The sequence below is a fragment of the Acinetobacter johnsonii ANC 3681 genome (assembly GCF_000368805.1).
Classification (GTDB): Bacteria; Pseudomonadota; Gammaproteobacteria; order Pseudomonadales; family Moraxellaceae; genus Acinetobacter; species Acinetobacter johnsonii.
Window position 1 is genome coordinate 358,525 of sequence record NZ_KB849705.1, and the last position, 23,157, is coordinate 381,681.

The 23,157-nt window shown below is 43.7% G+C and carries 17 protein-coding genes; 3 read left to right on the plus strand and 14 right to left on the minus strand.

Annotated features, from left to right (window positions below; all coding sequences use genetic code 11):
- Positions 1 to 30 precede the first annotated feature (30 nt).
- The 8 genes from F946_RS06000 to F946_RS06030 form a co-directional block, all read right to left on the minus strand.
- Complete coding sequence (locus tag F946_RS06000) at positions 31 to 297, minus strand: PAAR domain-containing protein (protein WP_004980182.1); 267 nt, start codon at positions 295 to 297, stop codon at positions 31 to 33.
- Between the two features lie 160 nt (positions 298 to 457).
- Positions 458 to 3,295 carry an RNA polymerase-associated protein RapA gene (gene rapA, locus F946_RS06005; protein ID WP_035326481.1) on the minus strand — a complete coding sequence of 946 codons (2,838 nt, stop codon included), beginning with the start codon at positions 3,293 to 3,295 and terminating at the stop codon, positions 458 to 460.
- A gap of 136 nt (positions 3,296 to 3,431) precedes the next feature.
- Positions 3,432 to 4,076 carry an RluA family pseudouridine synthase gene (locus F946_RS06010; RefSeq protein WP_035326484.1) on the minus strand — a complete coding sequence of 215 codons (645 nt, stop codon included), beginning with the start codon at positions 4,074 to 4,076 and terminating at the stop codon, positions 3,432 to 3,434.
- A gap of 174 nt (positions 4,077 to 4,250) precedes the next feature.
- Positions 4,251 to 5,366: an ABC transporter permease gene (locus F946_RS06015; RefSeq protein WP_004980188.1), complete on the minus strand. Its 1,116-nt coding sequence runs from the start codon at positions 5,364 to 5,366 to the stop codon at positions 4,251 to 4,253.
- A gap of 19 nt (positions 5,367 to 5,385) precedes the next feature.
- Positions 5,386 to 6,516 carry an ABC transporter permease gene (locus F946_RS06020; RefSeq protein WP_004980191.1) on the minus strand — a complete coding sequence of 377 codons (1,131 nt, stop codon included), beginning with the start codon at positions 6,514 to 6,516 and terminating at the stop codon, positions 5,386 to 5,388.
- Positions 6,517 to 6,526: 10 nt separating this feature from the next.
- The gene (locus tag F946_RS06025) at positions 6,527 to 7,987 is read right to left on the minus strand and encodes an ATP-binding cassette domain-containing protein (protein WP_407637064.1); all 1,461 of its coding nucleotides are present in this window, start codon (positions 7,985 to 7,987) and stop codon (positions 6,527 to 6,529) included.
- Positions 7,891 to 8,337: an ATP-binding cassette domain-containing protein gene (locus tag F946_RS17545; RefSeq protein ID WP_004980196.1), complete on the minus strand. Its 447-nt coding sequence runs from the start codon at positions 8,335 to 8,337 to the stop codon at positions 7,891 to 7,893. The genes F946_RS06025 and F946_RS17545 overlap by 97 nt, the downstream gene beginning before the upstream one ends.
- Positions 8,338 to 8,354: 17 nt before the next feature.
- Complete coding sequence (locus F946_RS06030) at positions 8,355 to 9,377, minus strand: HlyD family secretion protein (protein ID WP_004980198.1); 1,023 nt, start codon at positions 9,375 to 9,377, stop codon at positions 8,355 to 8,357.
- Positions 9,378 to 9,487: 110 nt separating this feature from the next.
- On the opposite strand from F946_RS06030, the gene F946_RS06035 reads away from it, so the two are divergent.
- Positions 9,488 to 10,123, plus strand: coding sequence for a TetR/AcrR family transcriptional regulator (locus F946_RS06035; RefSeq protein WP_004980200.1), 636 nt, complete (start codon positions 9,488 to 9,490; stop codon positions 10,121 to 10,123).
- Here the strand turns inward: F946_RS06035 and F946_RS06040 are convergent.
- Positions 10,114 to 11,868, minus strand: coding sequence for an amidohydrolase (locus tag F946_RS06040; protein WP_004980202.1), 1,755 nt, complete (start codon positions 11,866 to 11,868; stop codon positions 10,114 to 10,116). The genes F946_RS06035 and F946_RS06040 overlap by 10 nt on opposite strands.
- 153 nt (positions 11,869 to 12,021) lie before the next feature.
- Entirely contained in the window at positions 12,022 to 12,906 is an 885-nt protein-coding gene (locus tag F946_RS06045) for a LysR family transcriptional regulator (protein ID WP_010326540.1), read from the minus strand.
- Between the two features lie 108 nt (positions 12,907 to 13,014).
- On the opposite strand from F946_RS06045, the gene F946_RS06050 reads away from it, so the two are divergent.
- Complete coding sequence (locus F946_RS06050) at positions 13,015 to 13,590, plus strand: chromate transporter (protein WP_004980213.1); 576 nt, start codon at positions 13,015 to 13,017, stop codon at positions 13,588 to 13,590.
- A complete protein-coding gene (locus F946_RS06055) occupies positions 13,587 to 14,102 on the plus strand; it encodes a chromate transporter (RefSeq protein WP_004980215.1) in 516 nt (171 codons plus the stop codon). Before F946_RS06050 ends, F946_RS06055 begins: the two co-directional genes overlap by 4 nt.
- A 146-nt stretch (positions 14,103 to 14,248) precedes the next feature.
- Here F946_RS06055 and F946_RS06060 read toward each other — a convergent pair whose 3' ends face one another.
- Genes F946_RS06060 through F946_RS06075 form a run of 4 tightly spaced genes read right to left on the minus strand, consistent with a single transcriptional unit; the run spans position 14,249 to position 23,097 of the window.
- The gene (locus F946_RS06060) at positions 14,249 to 15,646 is read right to left on the minus strand and encodes an efflux transporter outer membrane subunit (RefSeq protein WP_004980217.1); all 1,398 of its coding nucleotides are present in this window, start codon (positions 15,644 to 15,646) and stop codon (positions 14,249 to 14,251) included.
- A 21-nt stretch (positions 15,647 to 15,667) separates the two neighbouring features.
- Positions 15,668 to 18,775: an efflux RND transporter permease subunit gene (locus tag F946_RS06065; protein ID WP_004980218.1), complete on the minus strand. Its 3,108-nt coding sequence runs from the start codon at positions 18,773 to 18,775 to the stop codon at positions 15,668 to 15,670.
- On the minus strand, positions 18,772 to 21,885 hold the full coding sequence (locus F946_RS06070; RefSeq protein ID WP_004980222.1) for a multidrug efflux RND transporter permease subunit: 3,114 nt from the start codon (positions 21,883 to 21,885) through the stop codon (positions 18,772 to 18,774). The genes F946_RS06065 and F946_RS06070 overlap by 4 nt, the downstream gene beginning before the upstream one ends.
- Positions 21,886 to 21,888: 3 nt before the next feature.
- Entirely contained in the window at positions 21,889 to 23,097 is a 1,209-nt protein-coding gene (locus F946_RS06075; protein WP_004980232.1) for an efflux RND transporter periplasmic adaptor subunit, read from the minus strand.
- Positions 23,098 to 23,157 lie beyond the last annotated feature (60 nt).

Genomic DNA, 23,157 nt, shown 5'->3' on the forward strand with positions numbered 1-23,157 from the left:
TTTTAAAAATATTTTGGGATAGATCTGAGATCACTTTGCAGAAACAGTTAAGTTCTGATTAGCTAAAAAAGTAGCGCCACAGTTGGTTTTGTCTCCTGCAATCACCACAGCACGCCCCAAGACCGTTGTACTCTGATCTGCTGCAATCGCAGAAACCACCATTCGACACTTTGGACAAAAGTGCTTCATTCCATTTAAATGCACAGCAATGCCATTGATCACAAAACTATTTTCACACTCAGTGACTATGCCACCATGTGTTGTTTTTGAACCCATTGTTACTAGAGCTTTAGACATAATTTATTGTTCGATACATTAGAGTTTTAATGGCGAAAATTCTAGCATAAGCAAGCGCTTAAAATTTCAATGAATTACTTTTCAAATACAACTTAGACATCCCTTTTTTAAGGATCCATTAAAAAAGCACCCGAAGGTGCTTTTCATACAGCAATTCCAATTATGGTTTAACCACAACCATCACTTGAATTGCTTCTGGTGTAACCGATAGGCCATCGAGCAAACCAAGACCTTCTTTTTGCAGTTTTTGTAGGCGCGAAATTTCGTCTTCACGAATACTCGGATTAAACTGCTTTAAGTAAGTCAGACGGTCAATTTCGTATTGCCACTTACTGCCGTAGACTTCTTTCGCCTGTAGCACAAAGCTTGGTAAAGCCGCACGCGCAAGCTCTAATGCTTGTACATAACGCTGTTCAATCACTTCACGGCGTGCTTTCACAACTTGACGACAGCTATTACCATCCAAATGATGCAAGTACGGTTTTAAAATTTCAGGTGCAATTTTCTGCGACAGGTCTTGACCCTTTTCACTCAACAAAACGCGAACTAGCTGCTGCGGTAAGCTTGAAGGCAAATTCAATGCTTTCGGTGCAACTACATCGACCTTAAACCACACTTCTAACAACACCGAACCTTGTGGTAAAGCCGCTGACTTCAACACTGCAACGTTGGTACTACCAAAACCTTGAGTGTTGATCATTTCCATCACACTTTCAGTAAATGGATGTTCAAGGGTTAAATACTGAGCATCTTCACGTATCTGAGCTTGATCGCGGTAGAAGGTCGCAGTCATACCTTCTTCGTCCAAGGTTAAACCTTGAACTTGCATTTGATCGGTTGGTTTAATGATGACTGTACCGTTGCTTTGCTCGTCAAAATCAATATTTGTCGACGCCATAAAGCGCTTCATAAACATTGGCAAAGTAGTGTTGTCATCATAAGACTCAAGCGCTTGCACAATTTCTTGCGCCACAATTGGACGACAAGAGTTGTATTCAAGCAAACGGTCGCGACCTGATTGTAACTCTGCTTCTAAGGCTTCACGTTGCACGCTAACTGCTTCTAGTAAGTCATCAAACTGCTGACCTTTATCTGTCAGTAAACAATCTTTCAATTCAACAATAAAGTTTTCTTGTAAAGTTTGCGCAGTTGGCGAGATATTACTAAAAATATTCAAGGCTTCGTTATACCAACGGAACATACGTTCTTGCGCTGTACCAATTAGATACGGCACATGAATTTGAATCCGGTTTTCTTGACCAATACGATCTAAACGGCCAATACGTTGTTCAAGTACATCTGGGTTTGCAGGTAAGTCAAATAAAATCAAATCTGATGCAAACTGGAAGTTACGACCTTCAGAACCAATTTCAGAGCACAGTAAAATTTGTGCACCATAAGATTCTTCAGCAAAATAAGCCGATGCTTGGTCACGCTCAAGTAAACTCATGCCTTCATGGAACATGGCAGTACGAATACCCGCATGTAAGCGGAGTACGTTTTCAAGTGCTTCAACCACGGGACCAGTACGTGCAATGAGCAACACTTTTTTGTGTTTTAAGTCTGTACGTAGTTTTTCCATGAGCCACATAACACGTGGATCAGCTTCCATCCACGCACCGTCAAGCTGCGCTTCTTCTGGCCACATTTGTTCACGCAATTTACCGTCTTTAGACCAGTTTTCTGGGGCAGGTAAAGGTGCAGGTTGACAGTCACGACCTGGAAAGCCTTGAATGGCCTCACGAGTATTACGGAACAAAATACGCCCTGTACCATGACGGTCTAAAAGCTCATGAATGGCACGGAAACGTTGTTCGGGTGCATCTTCAATGCGATGCCCTAGCAAACCTTCCAATGCAGCCAAATGCCCTTCTTCAAGTGGCATATCTGACATCAGTACTTCCGCAATTTTTGCAGTTTGTTGATACTGGGTTTCTTCATCCAAGAAACGATCCAGCGAACTAAAACGCTGTGGGTCAAGTAAACGTAAACGCGCAAAGTGACTTTCCACACCCAGCTGTTCAGGAGTTGCCGTTAACAACAAAACGCCCGGTGTTTTTTCTGCTAGCTCTTCGATCAAGTCATAGCGGTCATTGCCACCGTCTTCTTCATTCCACATCAAGTGATGTGCTTCATCGACCACCAACAGATCAAAACCAGCTTCTAGGGCTTGTTCACGCAAGTCATCATGGTCAATCATCAAATCGATTGACGCAATAATGCATTGTTCAGTTAAGAATGGATTCAGTTCAGGATCATGTTCTTTGATTGAAGCCGTACGGGTTAAATCAAATAATGAGAAGTTCAAATTGAAACGACGACGCATTTCAATCATCCACTGATATTGCAGTGAATCGGGTACCAAAATTAGGATGCGTTCTGAACGGCCCGTTTTAAGCTGTTGATGGATGATTAATCCAGCTTCAATGGTTTTCCCTAAGCCGACTTCATCGGCTAAAAGGACACGGGGTGCAAAACGTTGACCCACTTCGTGTGCAATATACAACTGATGAGGAATCAGACCGACACGTGAACCGACCATACCGCGTAAAGGGCTCGACTTCATATTGGCTTGCATCAGCATCGCTTCAATACGTAAGTCGTACCATTCTTTATAGTCAATTTGACTTGCCAATAAGCGATCAAGCGGTTTAGACAACTGAATTTGAGCGCCAATGCGAGTCTCATTCAGGGATTTACGCTCTTCCGTGCCATCTTCTAAGCGACGAACAACGTTATAACGCACTACACCATGACGGTCTTCATGTGATTCAACCGTCCACTTGGTGCCTTCTTGATCTTGTAATTCATCGTTCACGTTAAAAATGATACGTGATAAAGGTGCATTATTCCGTGCATATACACGTGTTTCATCACTTTTAGGAAATAAGATGCTGACAGATCGCTCATCTACATCAATAAGAACTCCTAGACCTAGTTCCGTTTCAGTATCTGATAACCAACGTTGACCAATAGCAAACTGCTGCAATTTTTCCACCTTTATCTACAAGTTAGGACTGCAAATTTAATGCTCAAACATTGTTTGATATTTGAGCAAAATTATACACCTTTAAGCAATATATTTTGACATAAAGCTCACTAAAAAAGTGAGCAAATTTGATGATTCCACGTACTTAAAATGGTACTGGACAAATAAATTCGATACGTTCATCGGTTTGGGGATGATGAAAACTCAAACGCTCGGCATGTAAACACAAACGCGGCATCAAATCTTGCTGGTCAGGTGCAGCATAAAGCGTATCTCCCACGATAGGATGACCTAAAAACTGCATATGTACACGAAGTTGATGCGAGCGTCCTGTAATGGGGGTGAGCGCCACACGAGTCACGGGCTGACCTTGTATTTCAAAGTGTTCAATGGCTTTCCACTCCGTCACAGCAGGCTTATTATGACTGGGCTCTGCGATATGTAACGGTGGACGGGATGGATCATAAATGACAGGCACATCGACAGTGCCCTGACCATCTAAATGGCCAGCCACAATCGCTTGATAGGTTTTATCGGTTTGGCGTTCTTGAAACTGACGAGAAATGGTTTTTTGTCCCCAACGGCTGAGACCAAAAACCAAGATACCCGAGGTATCGCGATCAAGACGGTGGATCAGTAGTGTTTTAGGTTCTAGTTTGACTAAACGGTTGATCATACAATCTTGTAAGTCTTGTGTCTTCCCCGGAACGGTGAGTATACCTGCAGGCTTATGGATGACCATAAAGTCTTCATCTCGATGAATCAGGTGTTCGGTTAGAAAATTACTCAAGGTTCCATTCCAAGCTGATCGCGAAAACAAGCGGGCAATAATAAAAAGCTTAAGCCAGAAATACAATGCAAAAATCGTTTTTTTTAATCATGAACCGATATTGATTGCATTATTTAACGTCAAATGCCGAATCACAGTCTGTATCGATAAGCGATACATAAAGATATCACGCTATTATGACAAACGATTTCGAAATAACCACGCAGCCAAAGGCAATGTAATTATGGCTAATATTAACATTGGTACAAAGTCCCATTTCACTTGCGCAAAACTCGCACCTTCCAAATACACCCGTTGTACCAAGTCTATGCCAAAGCGTAGCGGGTTGGCATAAGTCAGCCAATTCAATACTTCAGGCATATTTTGTACAGGAGTTAGTAAGCCTGATAAAAGCGTTAAAGGCATGATCAAAAAGAAAGTATACAGCATGGCTTGTTGCATATTGAGTGCAATCGCTGAAATCGACAGTCCCACCCCCACAACGGCAATATTAAAGGCAAATAATCCAAAATAAAGTAAGGTCAAAGAGCCATTCATCGGGATCTGAAACCAGAACAGAATAATCGCCAAAATAATGGAAGATTGAATAACCCCAATAATAATCGGCGGAATGGCCTTCCCGATCATAATCTGCGTCGGGGTATAGGGTGTAACTAAGAGCTGATCAAAAGTCCCTTGTTCACGCTCGCGTGCTACTGAAAGTGCAGAAAGTAACAGTGTCTGCATCATACTTAAAGTTGCAATCAGAGATGGCATGATGCCCCATCTCGACTCGACATTCGGGTTATACCATGTCCGCGCTTGTACCGTGATCGCGGAGTTGGTTCCCAAACGTTCTTGATTGACCTGCCCCACCACACTGCTGATGTAGGAGCCCGCCATACTTGCGGTCGATGAGTTTCTCCCATCTAGAATCACTTGAATCGGGGAAGACTCTTGATTATTGAGCTTATCCTCAAAATCAGCAGGAATGGTGATGACTGCCAAGGCTGTTCGATCATTAATCACCTGTTGGATTTGTTGGTTATTTTGCAAATCTGCCGTTCGTTTAAAAATTCCTGAACCATCTAAATGCGCTAAAACTTGTTGTGAGCTTTGACTTCGGCTTTGATCCAGCACAGCATAATCAACATGATTCACATCATAACTTGCGGCATAACCAAACAAGACCGCTTGGATAAATACAGGCGCGATTAAGGTCACTCGATTGGCAGGATCGACTAAAATGGCTAAAAACTCTTTTCGGATTAGCACCCAAAGATAACGAAACCAGCGCATTAACGTTGTCATAACACCATTCTTCCTTTCGTTAGCCCAAGCGCTTTTTCAGTGTACGCGCGGTCATTACTGTGAATAGCACGATATAGATCAGTAAAATGCCACATTCTTTGAACCACAAAGACCAATCATCGCCACCGAGTAATAGCGTTTTAATCAAAGTCATATAGTGCGTTGCAGGTAAGACATTACTAATAATTTGCACAATTAGCGGTAAGTTTCGTGTATCGAACACAAAACCTGAAAGCATCAAAGCGGGCATGAAGCTGGCAAGCAGTGCCATCTGACTGGCTTGAAACTGACTTTTGGAGAGGCCTGAAATCATCAGGCCCAGCAGTAACGACACCATTAAATATAAAAAAGAAGCGCTCATGACAGAGAGCAGTGATGCGCGAATGGGTACATCAAACAGAACATGTGCTGCAACTAAGCACATCACAATATCGATCATCCCAATCACGATATAGGGCGCCAGTTTTGAAAGTACAATTTCTAGAGGACTTACGGGCGTAACATATAATGCTTCTAAAGTGCCACGCTCACGCTCTCGTGCAATCAGCAAGCCAGTTAAAAATGCGCCAACCAAGGTCAAAATTAGGACAATTAAACCCGGCACTAAAAACCATGTGCTATTTGCAGACTCGTTAAACCACATACGTTGTTCAACCGTGATAATGCCACCCGTTGAAGCTGCATTTGTTCGGTCTGCTTGTATCAAGCTGGCGGTATTGAGCGCACTGGTAATATAACCCTGCAAAGCCGAAGCAATACTGGTCGAACGGCCATTGGTAATGACCTGAACAACACCCACTCCCTTTGTATATTGCTCCGCAAAGTTGCTGGGTATATTGACGATGGCATCAATTTCAGCCTTGCCCATTGCGGCTTCAGCTTGGCTAAAGCTTGGATACTGCTTGACGGTAATGTATCTAGAACCGTTTAAGCCACTCATCAGTTGCTGACTCTGTGGCGTGGGTTGTTGCTCCACCACCCCTACTCGTCCGTTGGTTAAATCGAAAGACAGTCCATAACCAAACAGCAAAATTAAAATAATCGGTAAAATGAAACCGATCGCCATACTACTTTTATCACGAAGCAGCTGTTTGGATTCTTTACGTGTCAAGGCAAACAGTCGTGTCCAGAAAGCTGAGAAATGATTCATCTGACGCTCCTCAGTAAGCCTGCATGTCTGCACGGGAATGTTCAACGATGGCAATAAAAGCGCCATTCATATCATTTACACCCTCTAACTGTGCCATCCCACGAATCTGTTGAGGTGTGCCAATCGCCAACAATTTCCCTGCATCTTGAATCGCAATCCGATCACAGTATTCAGCTTCTTCCATAAAGTGTGTAGTCACAATAATGGTCATGCCTTGGTTCGCTAGCTCTCCAATGGTGTACCAAAAAGAGCGCCTTGCTAACGGATCAATACCACTGGTCGGTTCATCCAAAAATACAATTTCAGGCTGATATAACAGTGCTGCTGCCATCGACAAACGCTGTTTAAAACCATTTGGTAGATCACCGCTTTTTGCGTATGGCTTAAGTTCAAACTGAAGCAATGCTTTATCAATTTGCTGCTTTAACTGTTTGCCCGATAAGCCATAAGCACCACCAAAGAACTTTAAGTTATCCAGCACACTCAAATTGCCATACAGGGCAAACTTCTGCGATACATAACCAATTTTTGCCCTTGCCTGTGCACGAGCTGTGCGCAAATTCATGCCTGCCACTTCCAACACACCACTGCTGGCGGGCAGCAAACCACAAAGCATACGAAACGTTGTGGTCTTACCTGCACCATTAGGGCCAAGTAAACCAAAAATTTCGCCTCGAGATACATCAAACGAGGTACTGGCCACGGCGGTAAAATCACCAAAGGTGCGTACCAAATCCTTCACCACAATCACAGGTTTTTCGAGCTGCTGTTTTACATTCTGCTTTGTTTTCACTTGTGGTGGATCAGAATTTTCTATCCATGATTTTGAAGGGTCTAAAGCTGAATTTTCCTGTGCCAATACCGTTTTTTGAGTATGCTTCGCCTCATGTAAAAGCAGCATAAATGCATCTTCTAGCTCTGCTGGCCTCTGTTCCGCAACAACGCCTTTGGGCAATAGATTTTCTGGAAGTATGAGGCTTTCAGTTCGTGTAATAAAACGGACTACATCGCCTTTGGGCACTGCATCGGCAATATAGTGTTGATTATCGAGTAAGTGTACTTGTAACACCCGCGCCTTCATGTTGGGACTGGGTTTTACTTGCCATGTTTGTCCCTGTGCCTGAGCCGTCAGTTCGTCGGGTGTACCTTGCTTTAAGACTTGTCCATCCAACATGACATAAACCTGATGACAGCGTTCAGCTTCATCCATATACGCAGTACTGAGGATGACACTTAAGTTCTCCTCCCTCACCAATTGTTCAATGATGATCCACAGATCACGGCGTGAGAGTGGATCGACACCGACACTTGGTTCATCCAACAGCAATAGTTCAGGTGAACGGACTAAAGTGCAGGCCAAACCTAACTTCTGCTTCATACCCCCAGAGAGTTTTCCTGCGGGACGTTCAGTAAAGCGCGCCAAGTCGGTAATCTTGAGCAAACGTGCAAAACGCTCCTTGCGAACGTCCATTGGCACGCCTGCAAATCCGCATACAAGTCTAAATTTTCTTGAATACTGAGGTCTTCATACAAACCAAACTTTTGCGGCATGTAGCTGATACGATCTTGCACAGATTGTGGATCTTTGGCGACATCCATTCCTAAGACTTTTAAGCTTCCAGTAGTTGGCTCATATAAACCTGCGATCAATCTTAAAAATGTAGTTTTACCTGCACCATCAGGCCCGACCAAAGCCGTCAGTTGCCCTGCCTTGATCTGCATATTTATGCCTTGCAAAGCCCGCACATCATCCAAACCTTTTTGTTCTGCTTGAAAGGTTTTGTTTAAATCCGTGGCAATTACAATGCTCTCTACTGACATCGACATACTCCCCTGCCTTAAGGATTGTTCGTGGCAGTTGGGCGAGATGATTTGGCTATGCTCACTGTCACAGGTTGTCCCATTTTTAGTTGGTCATTCGGGTCATCGACATAAATACGGACTTCATAAACCAAAGTTGTGCGAATATCTTCGGTCTGTACCGTTTTCGGGGTAAATTCCGCCACAGATGAGATATAACCAATTTTTCCTGTGATGGGCTGATTCGGTTGTGAGTCACGAATGACTTGTGCTGCTACGCCCATGTTTATATGCCCAAGATCCATTTCACTGGCATAAACACGCACCCATTTAGGATGGATCAGGGCAATGGTATAGACGGACTTGTTTGAAGCCGTCATGTCACCAACTTCTTGTAAACGTGCACGAATTATGCCATTAACAGGTGCCAGCAGCTTACTTTGAGTAATTTGGTAATCAATCAAATCAAGATTGGCCTTGGTCGATTCATATTGTGCTTTAGCCGCTTCACGATCTTCTGTGCGCGCACCTTTCAAAAGTAGCTCTAGGTTGGCTTTGGTTTCACCTACAGCCGCTTCCGCCATTTTCATATTGCTTTTTGCAGCATCAACCTCTTGCTTACTCACCGCTTGACCCGCAGTACTCCGATTTAAGACATTTAAACGTTGGTATTGTTTATCGGCATTTTCAAATTGGGCTTGGGCAGACTGTACTTTCGCTTTCGCTTGGGTAATCTCTTCAGGTCGATTGCCCGCAGCTTGTTCATTTAAGGTTTGCTGTTGAACTTGTAACTGTGCTTGGGCTTGCTGTGCTTGTATAGTCAGCGAGTCGGTATTCAGTTCGGCAAGAACCTGACCTTTTTGAACGCGATCGCCTTCTTGAACAGATAAGCTTTGAATACGTCCAGCCGTTTCAAATGCCAGAGAGACTTGTCGAATATCGACATTGCCATATAGCACCAGATGATCGGGATCGGCTTTGTCTCGACTGAACCACAACAATGCAGCCGCTACAACAATGAGCAATCCCCCAACCAGCAGTATGAACTTACTTTTGTTCATGCACACCAAACCTTCGCTTAGTTTTAATACAAGTTTAAATTTAATTTAAACTATAACAATTCAGTTAAGAAAGATATACTTCAAGTCTAAATTTTGATGCAGAGTAAATAATGTCTAGAGCTGGACGTAGCGATGGTGATTTAACCAAATCGAAAATTTTGGATGCTGCTGGCCGCCTAATTGCTCAGGACGGTTTTGCAAAAACCACGAGTAAAGCCATTGCCAAGCTGGCCGAAGTCGATTTGGCTGCCATTAACTATCACTTCGATGGTCGTGATGGCTTATATCGTGCCGTACTTGCCGAAGCACATACACATTATATTGATGAACAAGAACTCATGACCTTGCTTAACAGCTCTAAAACGCCTACTGAAAAACTGGAAGCTTTTTTTGAAAGCCTGATCGGCAAACTGGTTGAAACCGATGTCTGGCATAGCAAAGTGTTTGTTCGCGAACTTTTTTCACCGACTACCCACCTATACACGTTTATGCAAAATGATGGTGCGCGAAAGTTTCTTTTGGTTAAAAAAATTATTAGCCAAGTTTCAGGCATTGATGAAAATCACCCTGCACTTTTGCCTTGTGTACTCAGCACCGTCGCACCCTGTATGATGCTGATTTTGGCAGATGCAAATGGTCCAAGCCCACTTAAAAATGTCTCCAAGCTTGAACCTGCACTTTTGGTTAAACATCTCATGACCTTTTCAGTCGCAGGTTTACAAGCCGCTAAACAACTTTATCTTTGATAAACCAACTGTCCTTGCTTATAGGTTGCAAGAACTTTGATGTCTTTGATTTTAGATGGTTCAGTGGTGATTGGATTGGCACTTAAAATAACAAAGTCACCGTATTTCCCTGTACTTAAAGTGCCTTTAATATCTTCTTCAAAATACTGATATGCAGCCCAGTCCGTCATCGTTTTAAGTGCGATATACGGGCTGACTTTTTGTGTCTCACCCAAAACTTTGCCTGTTCGTGTGGTGCGATTAACCGTTGCATCCAACACCATCATGCTTTTCGGTGGGATAACAGGAGCATCATGATGCTCAGTGAAAATCATGCCTTTTCTTAAGGCCGAACCTGTTGGTGAGATGTGTTCAGCACGCTTTTCACCTAAGGTTTGTGCCACATGCCAGTCGCCCCAGTAGTAGGTATGCAAAGAAAAAAATGAGGGAATCAAGTGAAGCTGTTTCGCCCGATCCAGTTGATCCTCTCGCATGGTTTGTGCATGAATAATCACATCTCGTCGCTGTGAGTCATCATATTTCTTTTGCGCATTGGCAATCACATTAAGGTATTGATCAATCGCGGCATCACCATTGGCATGTGCCAAAATTGGCCAATGCTGCCTGAAAGCCAAATCAATCATGTGCTGGACTGTTTTTTGCTCTGGAAATGCAGGATAGCCACGATAGTTCTTATCTTTCCCTTCAGGCGGAACCACATAGGGTTCAGTTAACCATGCTGTTTTACCTTGGGGTGAACCATCTAAGCTAATTTTCACGCCACCAATTCTAAAGTGATTGACATAGTTTTTGCTTACACCTTTTTCGAGCATATACGCCTGTTCTGAACTGATATCAGGATAAGAAACGACATCGATGGCTAATTTGTTTTGATTGGCCAAACTACGCCAAAGTTCTGAAGTACCACGATCAGCCCGTCCTTCTTGTACCGTGGTGTAACCATTTTTCATATAGGTTTGTACCGCAGTCAACGCCATCTGCTGCATCATTTCAGGTGGGACCGTTTTAAAAGCCTGTAACATAGCCTCAATCACGACACTTTCTTCTAATACACCATTTGGAATATTTGTCCCTACTACGCGTCGAATCACACCACCACTAGGGTTACTACTTTTTTCATTAATGCCTAACAACTCTAGCGCTTTATGATTTACAGAGGCCAAATGCCCTGACTGATGCAAAATCAGCACCGGTTGAGTCGTTGAAATCTGATCTAAATCTGTGGCTGTCGGATGAGCTTTCTCTTGTAGCTGGGCATCATCATAACCATTGCCAATAATCCAGCCAGAAGTCGCTTGGACAAAAGTTGGATTTTGCTTCGCCCAAGCCTTCATTTCTTGGATAAGTGTGGCAATACTCACCACCTTACCATCTGGTGGTGGATATAAATTAGCCACAGTTTGCTGCATACTGACAGAGTTTAAATGGCTATGGGCATCGATGATGCCAGGGATGACGGTCTTGTTATTCAAGTTCAAACGTTTAGCCTGTGGCGCAAGCTTTTCAGCCTCAGACAATGTGCCTGTATAACGAATCTTTCCGTCTTGAATTAACATAGCATCGACATAGCTGGGTTGCATGCCTTGCATGGTTAAAATGGGGCCACCATAGACCAATAAGGCATTTTGCGTCTGTTGTTGTATATTTGAAACTGTACTAGATGGACTGGATGTACAACCACCCATCAGTACCACAGAGGAAGAAATCAGAGCCGTGAGTGCAAAAGAAAATTTCTTAAAAAACATGGGTTAAACACCTAATATTGCTAAATATTATATTTTGCTCCGTACGAGCATTCGTTATAAGTATAAAACTTTAAATACAACACATTATCACTCTACCTTAGCACTTTAAGCCAGCTCTTGTCAGGCAGAATAAGGTGCTCAATATTCAACAGATTATTGCAGTAACTTTAAGATGTGTTGCAAACGGACATTGTCTATATTTTCTTTATACACTGCATAAATCGGCGCAATACATGGGTTATTGGCCTTAAGCGTTTTATAAACAATCTGCTTATTCCAAAAGTCACGAATGGCCTCAGGCACGATGGATAAACCAATCCCTGCAGCAATCAAGTTTAAGCTTGAGGTTAAACGTGGCGCTTCTTGTACAATTTTGGGACTAAATCCAGCTTGGTAACAACTGGCCAAAATATTATCGAATAAATCTTGCCCTGCTAAACGTCGGTACAACACAAAATCATGCGGTTCAAGATCCAGCAAGTGAATCGGTTCGGCTTGTTCAGCCAAAGGATGATTGTTGGGTAAAGCCACAATGAGCGGTTCATCTAGCACATGTAGACTGGTTAAACCGAGGCCAATGGGTGCAGGTTTGCGTAAGAACACAATGTCATTTTTTTCATTACTAATGGAGTCTATCAGCGAGCTACTGCCATCTTCTTCCAGATGAATTGAAACACGTGGAAAAGTTTCCCGAAAGTTACGCAGCAAGGCCGGTAAAAATGGATGTAAGCCAACCGAGTTGGTAAAGCCAATATTAATCTGACCTTCGACCCCCAAAGAAATATCCTGCACACGTTTAGGAATCAACTGCGCATGCGCCAATATCGCAAGGGCTTCTTTGTACAAAACCTTACCTGCTTCTGTTACCTCAACACCACGCGGCAAACGCTTTAGCAGTTGTGTATTCAACTCTTCTTCCAAGCTTTTGATAATCCGTGTCAACGGTGGTTGTTGCATATTCAAACGTACCGCAGCATGCGAAATATTACTTTCTTCTACCACTGCAACAAATGCTCTGAGTTTATGGATATCAATCATGTCTGCCCCATTAAACATACTTTTTCAGTATATATAACGTCAAAAATAGCATTTTTCAACATATCTCTACAGGTTCATACTGAGCTCATTCAACAAAAGGCGAAAGACATGAACACTGAAGTGCTCCCTGCTGAACAAATAACCCATCCAACTTCACGGGAATTATTTGCAGGCTTTATGAAGCTGGGACTCATGGGCTTTGGTGGCGTATTGCCACTTGCACACCAAATGGTTGTAGAAGACCAAAAATGGCTCAACACGGAAGAGTTCACGCACTTATTGGGTGTCTGTCAAATCCTCCCCGGTGGAAACATCATTAATATGGCTGTTGCGATTGGTTATGAGTTTCAGGGGGTTAAAGGTGCTATTAGTGCTGTTCTCGGGTTGATTTTTACACCGACGGTGATTGTAATTTTGTTGTATCAGCTCTATAGCCAATTTCAAAATATCCCCGTGATTCAGCACATGATACAGGGACTAGCAGCAGCGGCAGCAGGTTTACTATTTGCGATGGGGTTAAAAATGTTGAAACCCATTCTGAAAAGTTACCTCACGATCTTTACTATCGCGCTGACCATTGTCTTTATGCTGATTGTTAAGATTCCCTTGGCATTAACGTTACTGATCTTAGTCAGCATCAATGTCGCGGTCTTAAGCTTGAAAAAAAGAGGACAAAACGCATGATTTTACTCACCTTAGCCATCGTTTTTACCCAGCTTTCTATATTGGCCTTTGGTGGCGGCAATGCAATTTTGCCTGAAATGCAACATCAAGTAGTCGAAGTACATCGTTGGCTTACTGCCACAGAGTTCAGTACCATGTTTGCCATGGCTCAAGCGGCACCGGGCCCCAATATGATGATTGTACCTTTGGTCGGCTGGCATGTGGCTGGACCTGCTGGACTGTTCGTGACTTCATTGGCGAAGTTTGGGCCCTCTTCTGTACTGACTATATTTGCACTCAAGTTTTGGAATCAGTTTAAGGATCACCCGCTACGTAGCATGTTTGAAAAAGCACTGAAACCAATTACTGTCGGCTTGGTTTTGGTCAGTGCCTATATTATTGCCGCTGCATCTGCTCAGAACTGGTTACTCATTGCAATCGTTATCGTCGCTAATGGTTTAAGTTTAGTTAAAAAAATTCATCCACTGTGGGTCATGCTCTTTGGAGCAATGTCAGGCGCACTGTTTTTATAAACGGTGTGTCATGAAAGTCAGTGTTCAATAACACATACTTTCTATTTTATTGTTACTTTCAAATACATAGTATAAGCCTTGCATCTGAAAACCAAGATGTAAGGCTTTGCCGTTTGAGTCAATAGACATGTGAAAAAAGCAAGGGGTTAGGAAATATTTCCACCCAAAGCAGTCATTAATTGCGCTGTATTTTTTAATTGCATTTGTTGTAACTCTAATGTGCTCTGTTCAGCTTGCAGCCTTAAATTCTGCGCCGTGACCACTTCCAAATAACTGACTAAACCTGCGTTATAACGTCGCAACACCACTTGTTCATTTTCTTTAGTTAGTTGCAGTAACTGAGCTTGCTCCAGTTGTTGTTGCTTCAGACTTGAAGTTTGCATTAAGGCATCATCGACTTCCTTCCAGCCCGTAAGTACAGCTTGCTTATAGGCTGCTAATTTTTCGTCATAACTTGCCTGCGCTTGGGCAATTTCAGCTTGCCGTTTTCCACCATCAAAAATAACCGAAGCCGCTTCTAGTCCCGTAGACCATAAATATGCAGGGGCTTGGAACAGTTGACCCAACACTTGACTATTTAAACTCGCATTAAGACCAATACTAATATCTGGCAACCAAGCTGTTTGCGCTAAACCCAACTGTGCATGTGTACTCGCAAGCTCCCGCTCTGCACGAATCACATCAGGACGTTGCATGAGTAAGCGACTGGGTAGCTGTGCAGGTACAGTAGGAATACTCAGACCTTGCTGACGTTTTGCCAATTGAAACTGAGCCACACTTTTACCCTGTAAGACTGACAGCACATTTTCCTGTAAATTGCGTTCACGCTGCGTTTCGATTTGCTGTATTTGCACTTGTTTCAACTGCGTTTCTGCCTGTATCACATCTGCCCGCGCAATCATCCCTGCTGCATATTGATTTTTTAAAATTTGCACCGAACGTAGGTAACTTTTTTGGGTTTGCTGTAATACATCAAGCTGCGCATCCAAAACACGAATGTTCCAATAAGCCTCAGTCGCCAATAACTGTTGATTCAGTTTCACTGCGGCTAAGTCCGCCTGCACCGCTTCTAAATTTGCCTGTTGTCCCTCTATCGCTTTCGCCACGCGTCCCCACACATCAGGAATCCAGCTGGCCTGAACCCCAGTACTAAACTGGCTGTTTGGAGAGGTATGCTTTGCGCCATTACGTTTGGCAGTACCTTCTAAGCTTAGACTGACAGAACGACTGGCTTTTTGCTGTTCAAGTAAAGCATTTGCTTGTCTATAACGTGCCTCGGCCTGTTTCAAATTTAAGTTTTCTGCATTTAACTGTTGCAGCAGTTGGCTTAAAACGGGGTCTTGATAAATATTCCACCATGCGACTGTCGCGCCTTTTAAGCCTGCTGTTTCTGTCCAATTGAGCGCAGCATATTTATATTGCTCATCCGCGTGAATCATTGGTGTTTTATATTCGGGAGGGCGTACGACGGCCGTAGAACTACATGCGGTCAACAACACCACACAACTTAGGCTTAAGACATTTTTATAAACCAAACCTGACATTCTATTTTCCTATTTCTCTATCTATTTGCCTAAGCTTTGCAGCACAAATTTACGTTTAAATCTCAAACAAGATTCAGCCCATTTTTCAAAGAGCAAATACAAAACAGGCGTTGTGTACAAAGTTAAGAGCTGCCCAAGCGCTAAGCCGCCCACAATGACCACACCCAAAGGCTGACGTAACTCAGCCCCCTCACCCCAACTACAAGCCAGCGGAATTGCACCCAATAATGCTGCGGTATTGGTCATTAAAATCGGGCGAAAACGCAGAGCCGCCGCAGACAATACAGCTTGATATGCTGACTTTCCTGCACGCCGTTCATATAAAGTAAAATCAATCAATAAAATGGCATTTTTCACCACGATACCAATAAGTAAAAACATGCCCAACAATGCAATCAGGGTAAACTCAAAATTAAATATCCATAAGGTCAACAGTGCGCCCAAAGCCACAGCGGGTATGGTCGATAAAATCGTTAACGGATGAACCACACTTTCATAGGTCACCCCAAGCACGATATAAATCAACAAAATCACTGCAAGAATCAGTAAGGGCGTACTTAAGCCCGCTTGTAAACTTTCTGCTTCTACATCTTTATCCGTGGTCATAAAAACGTTGTTTGGCAACATCACTTCAGCTAAGACAGATCGGATCGCGGCATCGGCCTGTTCATAGCTATAGCCCTGTTTCACCACATAGCCAATACCCATCGCGGCATATTGATTACGTCTATACACTCGATCATTGGTAATTCCATAAGACCATGTCGCAAAGTTACGTAGCGGCACAGCCTGTCCATCTTTATTAGTGACTTGTACATTGGCTAAGGATTCAGGATATTCCGTGAAGTGCTTATCTACTTCCATGACCACATGAAACTGTTGGGTCTGATCATAAATGGTTGAAATCTGGCGCTGTGAAAATGAGTTGTTCAGTACACTTGAAATGCTTTCAATATCAACGCCCAAACGACGTGCCGCTTCACGGTCTACATCTAGGGTGACATGCTGCGCACCTTCATCCCCCATGGTTTCCACTTCCTCAAGTTCAGGCAGTTTTTGCATGGCCTGCGCGACTTTCGGCACCCATTGGCGCAGCTGTGCAACATCATCTGACTGTAGCAACAGCATATAGTCTTGGCCACTACCACTTGAAAAAGGATCATCCAGTTCTAATTCTTGTTCCACACGTGCTGAGAAAATTGCCCCAGCCTGCCACGGCGCATTTTGTTTGATACGCTCGACAATGGCATGTGAGCTTTGCCCCTCACGCTCTGCTTTGGGTTTTAAACTCACCATGAAAAAAGAATTGGTGGTTCCACCTGCTCCGCCTGAGGTTCCAACCACATCTTTTACAGCAGGGTCACTCAACAAGCTTTCACTAAAGGCTGCAATTTTGGGTTGCATAATTTGAAAGGAAAACCCGTCATCACCACGAATAAAAGCCTCAACCCGTCCTGTATCTTGCTCAGGCAATACCCGTTTAGGCAGGTGCTGATAAACATAGAATGAAGCCCCTATCGCACCCAACCAAAATAAAATCACGACATAGCCATGTGCTAGCATCCATTTTAAAGATGTTAAATAAGCATGATTGAACTGCTGCATACAACGATGGCTAAATTGATATAAAGGCTGATGTTGGTCGCTCTCTAGCGGTTTTAAACAGCGTGCAGATAAGCTTGGTGTTAGGACCAAGGAAACAAAAACGGATAACACCACAATAAAAACTAAGGTCAGTGAAAACTCGCGGAACAGCCGCTCAATCACACCGCCCATAAACAGCACTGAAATGAAAATCACCACCAAAGCCAAATTCATGGCCACTAAAGTCAGCCCCACCTCCTGAATCCCTTTAATGGCAGCCTGTACAGGAGAGTCTCCCTGCTCAATATGACGCTCAATGTTTTCTAGCACCACAATCGTATCATCCACCACCAAGCCAATAGCGACAATCACCGCCATAATGGAGAGGTTATTGAGCGAAAAGCCTGCCAAATACACCAAACTACACGCCCCGACCAAAGTCACCAGCATGGCAATACTTGGCACAAGGGCGCTTTGTACACGCCCTAACATTAACGCAACGACAATGATGACCAACAGCATAGAAAACAACAGCGTATCGCGGGCTTCCGCTAAGCCTGCGCGAATGATTTCAGAACCATCCATTACCGGAGTCAATTGTGCGTCTGCGGGTATGAGTGATTTTAATTCAGGCAATTTTTCTTTGATTTGATCAATGGTCGCCACGGTATTGGCATTGGGTTGGCGGCTGATTTTGATAATCACCGCAGGTTGACCATTATGAAAACCACTGACATAGCGGTTTTCAACAGAGTCTTGCACCTCAGCCACATCTTTTAAACGTACGATGACTTGAGCATTACGATGAATCACCAAGTTTGAAAAATCTTGCGCTTGTTTTAAATCATTCGACAGTGCAACTTGCCAACGAAGTTGATCGGTTTCAACCACGCCCAATGCTTGTACTGTATTGCTTTTTTCAATTGCAGTACGGACTTGTTCCAATGAAACGCCCTGTGCAATGAGTGCATTCGGATTTAAGGTGATCCGCACCGCAGGCATAGACGCGCCATCAATTTCAACCTCACCAACTCCACTTATCTGCGCAAGATTGGGCTGGAGTTGATTGCTGGCAATTTCATATAATTTACCCGCAGATAAATGCGCTGAACTTAATGCCAAATAAAAAATTGGGCTTTGGCTTGGATTAACCTTGAAATATTCAGGTGGGCTAGGCATTCCTGATGGAAGTTGAGACATTGCAACATTAATAGCGGCCTGTACTTCTCGCGCTGCTTCATTGATATTGGTATCTAAGTCAAAGTGCAAAGTCACTTGCGTTGCATTTTGACTACTAGATGAATTAATCGCTTTTACCCCAGAAACGCCCATCATGGCCCGTTCTAAAGGTGTTGCAACGGTCGCCGACATACTCTCAGGACTTGCCCCAGGTAAACTGGCCCGCACCACGATGGTCGGAATATCGGCCTGAGGTAAGGATGCCACGGGTAAGCGGAAATACGCCAATACGCCAAGCAGTACAATCGCTATGCCCAATAACACACTAGTAACAGGACGATGAACCAAAGCAGAGAGTAACTTCAAAACTCGCTCCTTGTTTCATCAAGTTCAGCTAAAGGTAGCTTCGGCTTTTGAAAAGCATGCTGTAAACGGTCAAAAAATAAATAGACCACAGGCGTGGTAAATAGCGTCAGCACCTGACTTAAAATCAAACCACCAACCATCACAATTCCAAGGGGCTGACGTAATTCAGCTCCCGACCCTGATGCCAACATGAGTGGAATAGCACCGACCAATGCCGCCAATGTCGTCATTAAAATGGGGCGGAATCGCATCAACGCCGCCTGATAAATCGCTTGCTGGGGTGAAAGACCATCTTGGCGCTGTGCTGCCAAGGCAAAGTCCACCATCATGATGCCGTTTTTCTTCACCAAACCAATCAATAAAATAATGCCGATTAAAGCAATCATATCGAGTGGTCGACCGACCATAAATAGCGCCAATAAAGCTCCAATTGCCGCAGACGGTAAGGTTGAAAGAATAGTGATGGGATGAATAAAGCTCTCATACAACATCCCAAGCACGATATACATGGTCACAATCGCTGCAATCACCAACCAGAATGTATGCTGTTGCGAGTTTTCAAATGCAGCAGCAGCCCCTTGTAGCTGAAGCTTGACTTCAGCAGGTAAATTGAGTTGCTGCTCTACACGTTTAATGGCTTGGATGGCATCTCCCAAGGCCACACCTGTTGCAAGGTTGAAAGAGATACCATTGGCAGGAAATTGAGCTTGTTGCTGTAAAATAATCGGGACTCGTTTTTGCATAATGCTTGCTACAGAACTGAGTAAAATCGGTTCTCCGCTGGCATTATGGATATAGGTTTGCTCTAAAGCTTGTATACCTTGAGTTAATTCTGTCGCCAGCTCTAGCACAATGCGGTACTGATTCGACTGGGTATATAGAGTTGCAATTTGTCGCTGTGCAAATAGATTTTGCAAAGCCAAACTAATGTCTTCTACTGTTAAGCCGAATCTCGCTGCTGCATCTCGATTGACATCAATATATGCCTGTAAACCTTGCCCACCGTTTTCGCTACTCACTTCTGCAAACTCAGATTGTTGGCGTAAAGCTTCTACCAAGACAGGTGTCCATAACGCTAAGTCTGAGTTGTTTGCCGCAGTCAGACTGAGTTGATATTGAGTTCGACTAATTTTATCTTCAATACTTAACTCCTGCACAGGTTGCATCCAAGCTTGAATACCCTGAACATGGCCCAACTCTCCACGTAGACGTGCCATCACTTGATCTGCACCTTCTCGTTCTGCATGTGACTTTAAGTTAATAAGAATTCGGCCATTACTGAGTTTCGGGTTATTGGCATCAATACCAATAAACGAAGATAGGCTTTCAACTGCTGGATCTTTTAAAATTTCAGCCGCCAGCTCTTGCTGGCGATCACTCATGGCTTGAAATGAAATATCGTCTGGCGCTTCGGTCACTACTTGGATAACGCCACTGTCCTGCACAGGGAAAAAGCCTTTCGGAATCATCCAATACAAAAAACCTGCGAATAACACTGTACTGAGCATAACGGCCAGTGTCAGGGTTTGATGCTGAAATACCCATTGCAAAGCTTTTCCATACTGCTGAATGATGCCATCCAGACTCCATCTATTCGCTGAAATTTGATGCTCTGCTTCTTTTAATGACGCTTTGCCTTTGAGCAAATAAGTGCACATCATCGGCGTTAAGGTTAAAGAGACCACTAGAGAAATTGCAATTGCAGCCGCCAAAGTCACTGCAAACTCATGGAACAACCGTCCGACTACATCGCCCATAAACAGCAGCGGAATGAGAACAGCAATCAATGAAATGGTTAAAGAAATGAGCGTAAAACCTATTTCTTTCGACCCTTTGAGTGCCGCTTGCATCAGGCTTTCACCAGCTTCACGATGTCGTGCAATATTTTCCAACATCACAATCGCATCATCCACCACAAAGCCTGTGGCAATGGTCAGTGCCATCAAGGTCAGGTTATTGACTGAAAAACCTAAAAAATACATCAGTACAAAGGTACCAATGATCGACAATGGAACAGCAATACTCGGAATAATGGTGGCTGATAAGTTTCTTAGAAAGAGAAAAGTCACCATCACCACTAAACAAACTGCAAAAACCAATTCCTTTTGCACATCGTGGATCGAACTACGAATACTCTCAGTACGGTCGGTCAGTACTCGAATTTTGACATTGTCGGGTAGGTTCTTTTGCAGCTCAGGCAATAACTGCTTAATCTGATCGGCCACTTGAATCACGTTGGCATTCGGTTGACGCTGTACATTCACCAAAATGGCGGCTTGACTATCAGCCCATGCCGCCATGTAGCGGTCTTCACTACCTTCAATCACCTGTGCCACATCTTTTAATCGAATCGGAGCGCCGTTATTCCAGCGTAAAATGAGGCTTTCATAGTCGCCAATTGAACGAATTTGATCATTGGCATCCAGCATGGTACTGCGATATGGCCCATCAAAACTGCCTTTGGGTTGACTGGCATTGGCGGCATTGATTGCGGTGCGGACATCTTCAGCACTCATTTTATAAGCGGCAAGCGCAGCAGGATTCATTTGCACCCGTATTGCTGGTCGTTGCCCACCAGCAAGGCTCACCATACCCACACCCGTGAGCTGAGAAAGCTTTTGTGCCACCCGTGTATCCACCATGTCATAAACCGTGGTGAGGGGTAAAGTCTCTGAACTTATCGCTAATGTAATGACAGGCACATCGGCTGGATTGACCTTTCGATATACAGGTGGCGTTGGCAAATCACTTGGCAATTTACTACTGGCAGTACTTAGTGCAGATTGTACTTCTTGCTCCACTACGCCTAGTTCAGCACTTAACTCAAACTGTAAGGTAATGACAGACGCCCCGACAGAACTCTGCGAAGACATTTGCTTTAAGCCCGCAATTTTGCCCATTTCCCGTTCAAGCGGTGCGGTGATAGTCCGTTGTACCGTGTCGGGGTTTGCCCCAGGCTGAAAGGTATAAACCTGAATAATCGGATAGTCGACCTGTGGTAAGGCTGACACTGGCAAAAGCCGCCAAACCAATAATCCACTAAACAGTAAAGCCAGCATCAACAACGTGGTTGCAACTGGACGGACAATAAAGAACTTTGAAATATTCATGTCTTATCCAACAGCAGGTTTTGATGTGGCCATCGCTTGAGGTTGATCCGAGACAATTTGAACTTCTTTGCCTTCTGCAAGACGGTCAATCCCTTCTAAAACCACCTGCTCCGTTCCGTTTAGGCCTGTTAAAACTTGAATCTGGCCGTTAGAACTCAAACCCAAAGTGAGCATACGAATTTCGGCTTTTTTCTTCGGATTGACGATATACACATAAGTCCCTTTGGCCCCATGTTGCACGGCGTCACTTGGAATGCTGACAGCGTTTCGAATAGTGTGTGCATTTAAACGAACATTGACAAACTGATTGGGAAATAAGACATCATCACGATTATCAAAAATGGCCTTGATCTTTAATGTGCCTGTATTGGCGTCAATTTGGTTATCCAACGCCTGCACCTGCCCAACCGCAAGTTGCTTTTGTTCTGCTTTATCCCATGCCTTTACTGGTACTTGATGTCCCTGTTTCACGTTGTTACGCAAATGAGCCAAATCATGTTCCGCAACTGAAAACTGTACATAAATGGGGTGAACTTGGGTGATACTGACCAAACCTGTCGTGTCATTGGCCTGAATTAAATTACCCGTATCTTTTTGCTGAAAACCAACTCGTCCATTAATCGGTGAATAAATTTTGGTATAAGACAATTGTAATTTGGCTGCATCAACCTCAGCTCGATTGGCCTGTATTTGCCCTTTCAACTGATTGACTAAAGCCTGCTGTTGCTCAACTTGTTGTTTAGCAATTGAGTCTTGCTTAAACAGCAGTTGATAACGTGCTAACTCCGTTTCTGCATTTCGTAGCTGGGCTAAGTTTTGCTGTTGTGTCCCCTCTGCCTGCGCCAAAGCCACTTGAAATGGTGCAGGGTCAACTTGAGCAAGAAGTTGCCCTTTTTGAACAGTCTGCCCTTCTTTAAAATAAATTTGCTTGAGAACGCCTGCGACCTGAGTTTGCACATTCACCGTATGGGTCGGAACAACTGTACCGATGGCTTTAATTTCCACCTGCAAGTCTTGTCGTTGTACAGGAACGATACGTATAGGCACAGGTTTATCCCATTGACTATATTCTTCGCTAGGTTGAGACATAGCTTTTTTCCAATACAGCCCTCCCATGCCTAACAACAAAATAACAATAATCAATCCAATCCAAAGTGTTCGACGATGAAGAAAATGCTTTGCTGGGTTGTTATTGTTCAATGGCTCACTCATTACATTTCCTATTCATTACAAAAAATTCTCGCCCAACACATACTGTTAAAAATCGGAAGA

Excerpts from the sequence above, each read along its gene's own strand:
- F946_RS06030 (WP_004980198.1), bottom strand. The coding sequence starts at position 9,377 with ATGAACAAAAGTAAGTTCATACTGCTGGTTGGGGGATTGCTCATTGTT.
- F946_RS06050 (WP_004980213.1), top strand. The coding sequence starts at position 13,015 with ATGAACACTGAAGTGCTCCCTGCTGAACAAATAACCCATCCAACTTCA.
- F946_RS17545 (WP_004980196.1), bottom strand. The coding sequence starts at position 8,337 with ATGTCAGTAGAGAGCATTGTAATTGCCACGGATTTAAACAAAACCTTT.
- F946_RS06015 (WP_004980188.1), bottom strand. The coding sequence starts at position 5,366 with ATGACAACGTTAATGCGCTGGTTTCGTTATCTTTGGGTGCTAATCCGA.
- F946_RS06025 (WP_407637064.1), bottom strand. The coding sequence starts at position 7,987 with ATGGACGTTCGCAAGGAGCGTTTTGCACGTTTGCTCAAGATTACCGAC.
- F946_RS06000 (WP_004980182.1), bottom strand. The coding sequence starts at position 297 with ATGTCTAAAGCTCTAGTAACAATGGGTTCAAAAACAACACATGGTGGC.
- F946_RS06020 (WP_004980191.1), bottom strand. The coding sequence starts at position 6,516 with ATGAATCATTTCTCAGCTTTCTGGACACGACTGTTTGCCTTGACACGT.
- F946_RS06075 (WP_004980232.1), bottom strand. The coding sequence starts at position 23,097 with ATGAGTGAGCCATTGAACAATAACAACCCAGCAAAGCATTTTCTTCAT.
- F946_RS06070 (WP_004980222.1), bottom strand. The coding sequence starts at position 21,885 with ATGAATATTTCAAAGTTCTTTATTGTCCGTCCAGTTGCAACCACGTTG.
- F946_RS06035 (WP_004980200.1), top strand. The coding sequence starts at position 9,488 with ATGTCTAGAGCTGGACGTAGCGATGGTGATTTAACCAAATCGAAAATT.
- F946_RS06055 (WP_004980215.1), top strand. The coding sequence starts at position 13,587 with ATGATTTTACTCACCTTAGCCATCGTTTTTACCCAGCTTTCTATATTG.
- F946_RS06060 (WP_004980217.1), bottom strand. The coding sequence starts at position 15,646 with ATGTCAGGTTTGGTTTATAAAAATGTCTTAAGCCTAAGTTGTGTGGTG.
- F946_RS06040 (WP_004980202.1), bottom strand. The coding sequence starts at position 11,868 with ATGTTTTTTAAGAAATTTTCTTTTGCACTCACGGCTCTGATTTCTTCC.
- F946_RS06045 (WP_010326540.1), bottom strand. The coding sequence starts at position 12,906 with ATGATTGATATCCATAAACTCAGAGCATTTGTTGCAGTGGTAGAAGAA.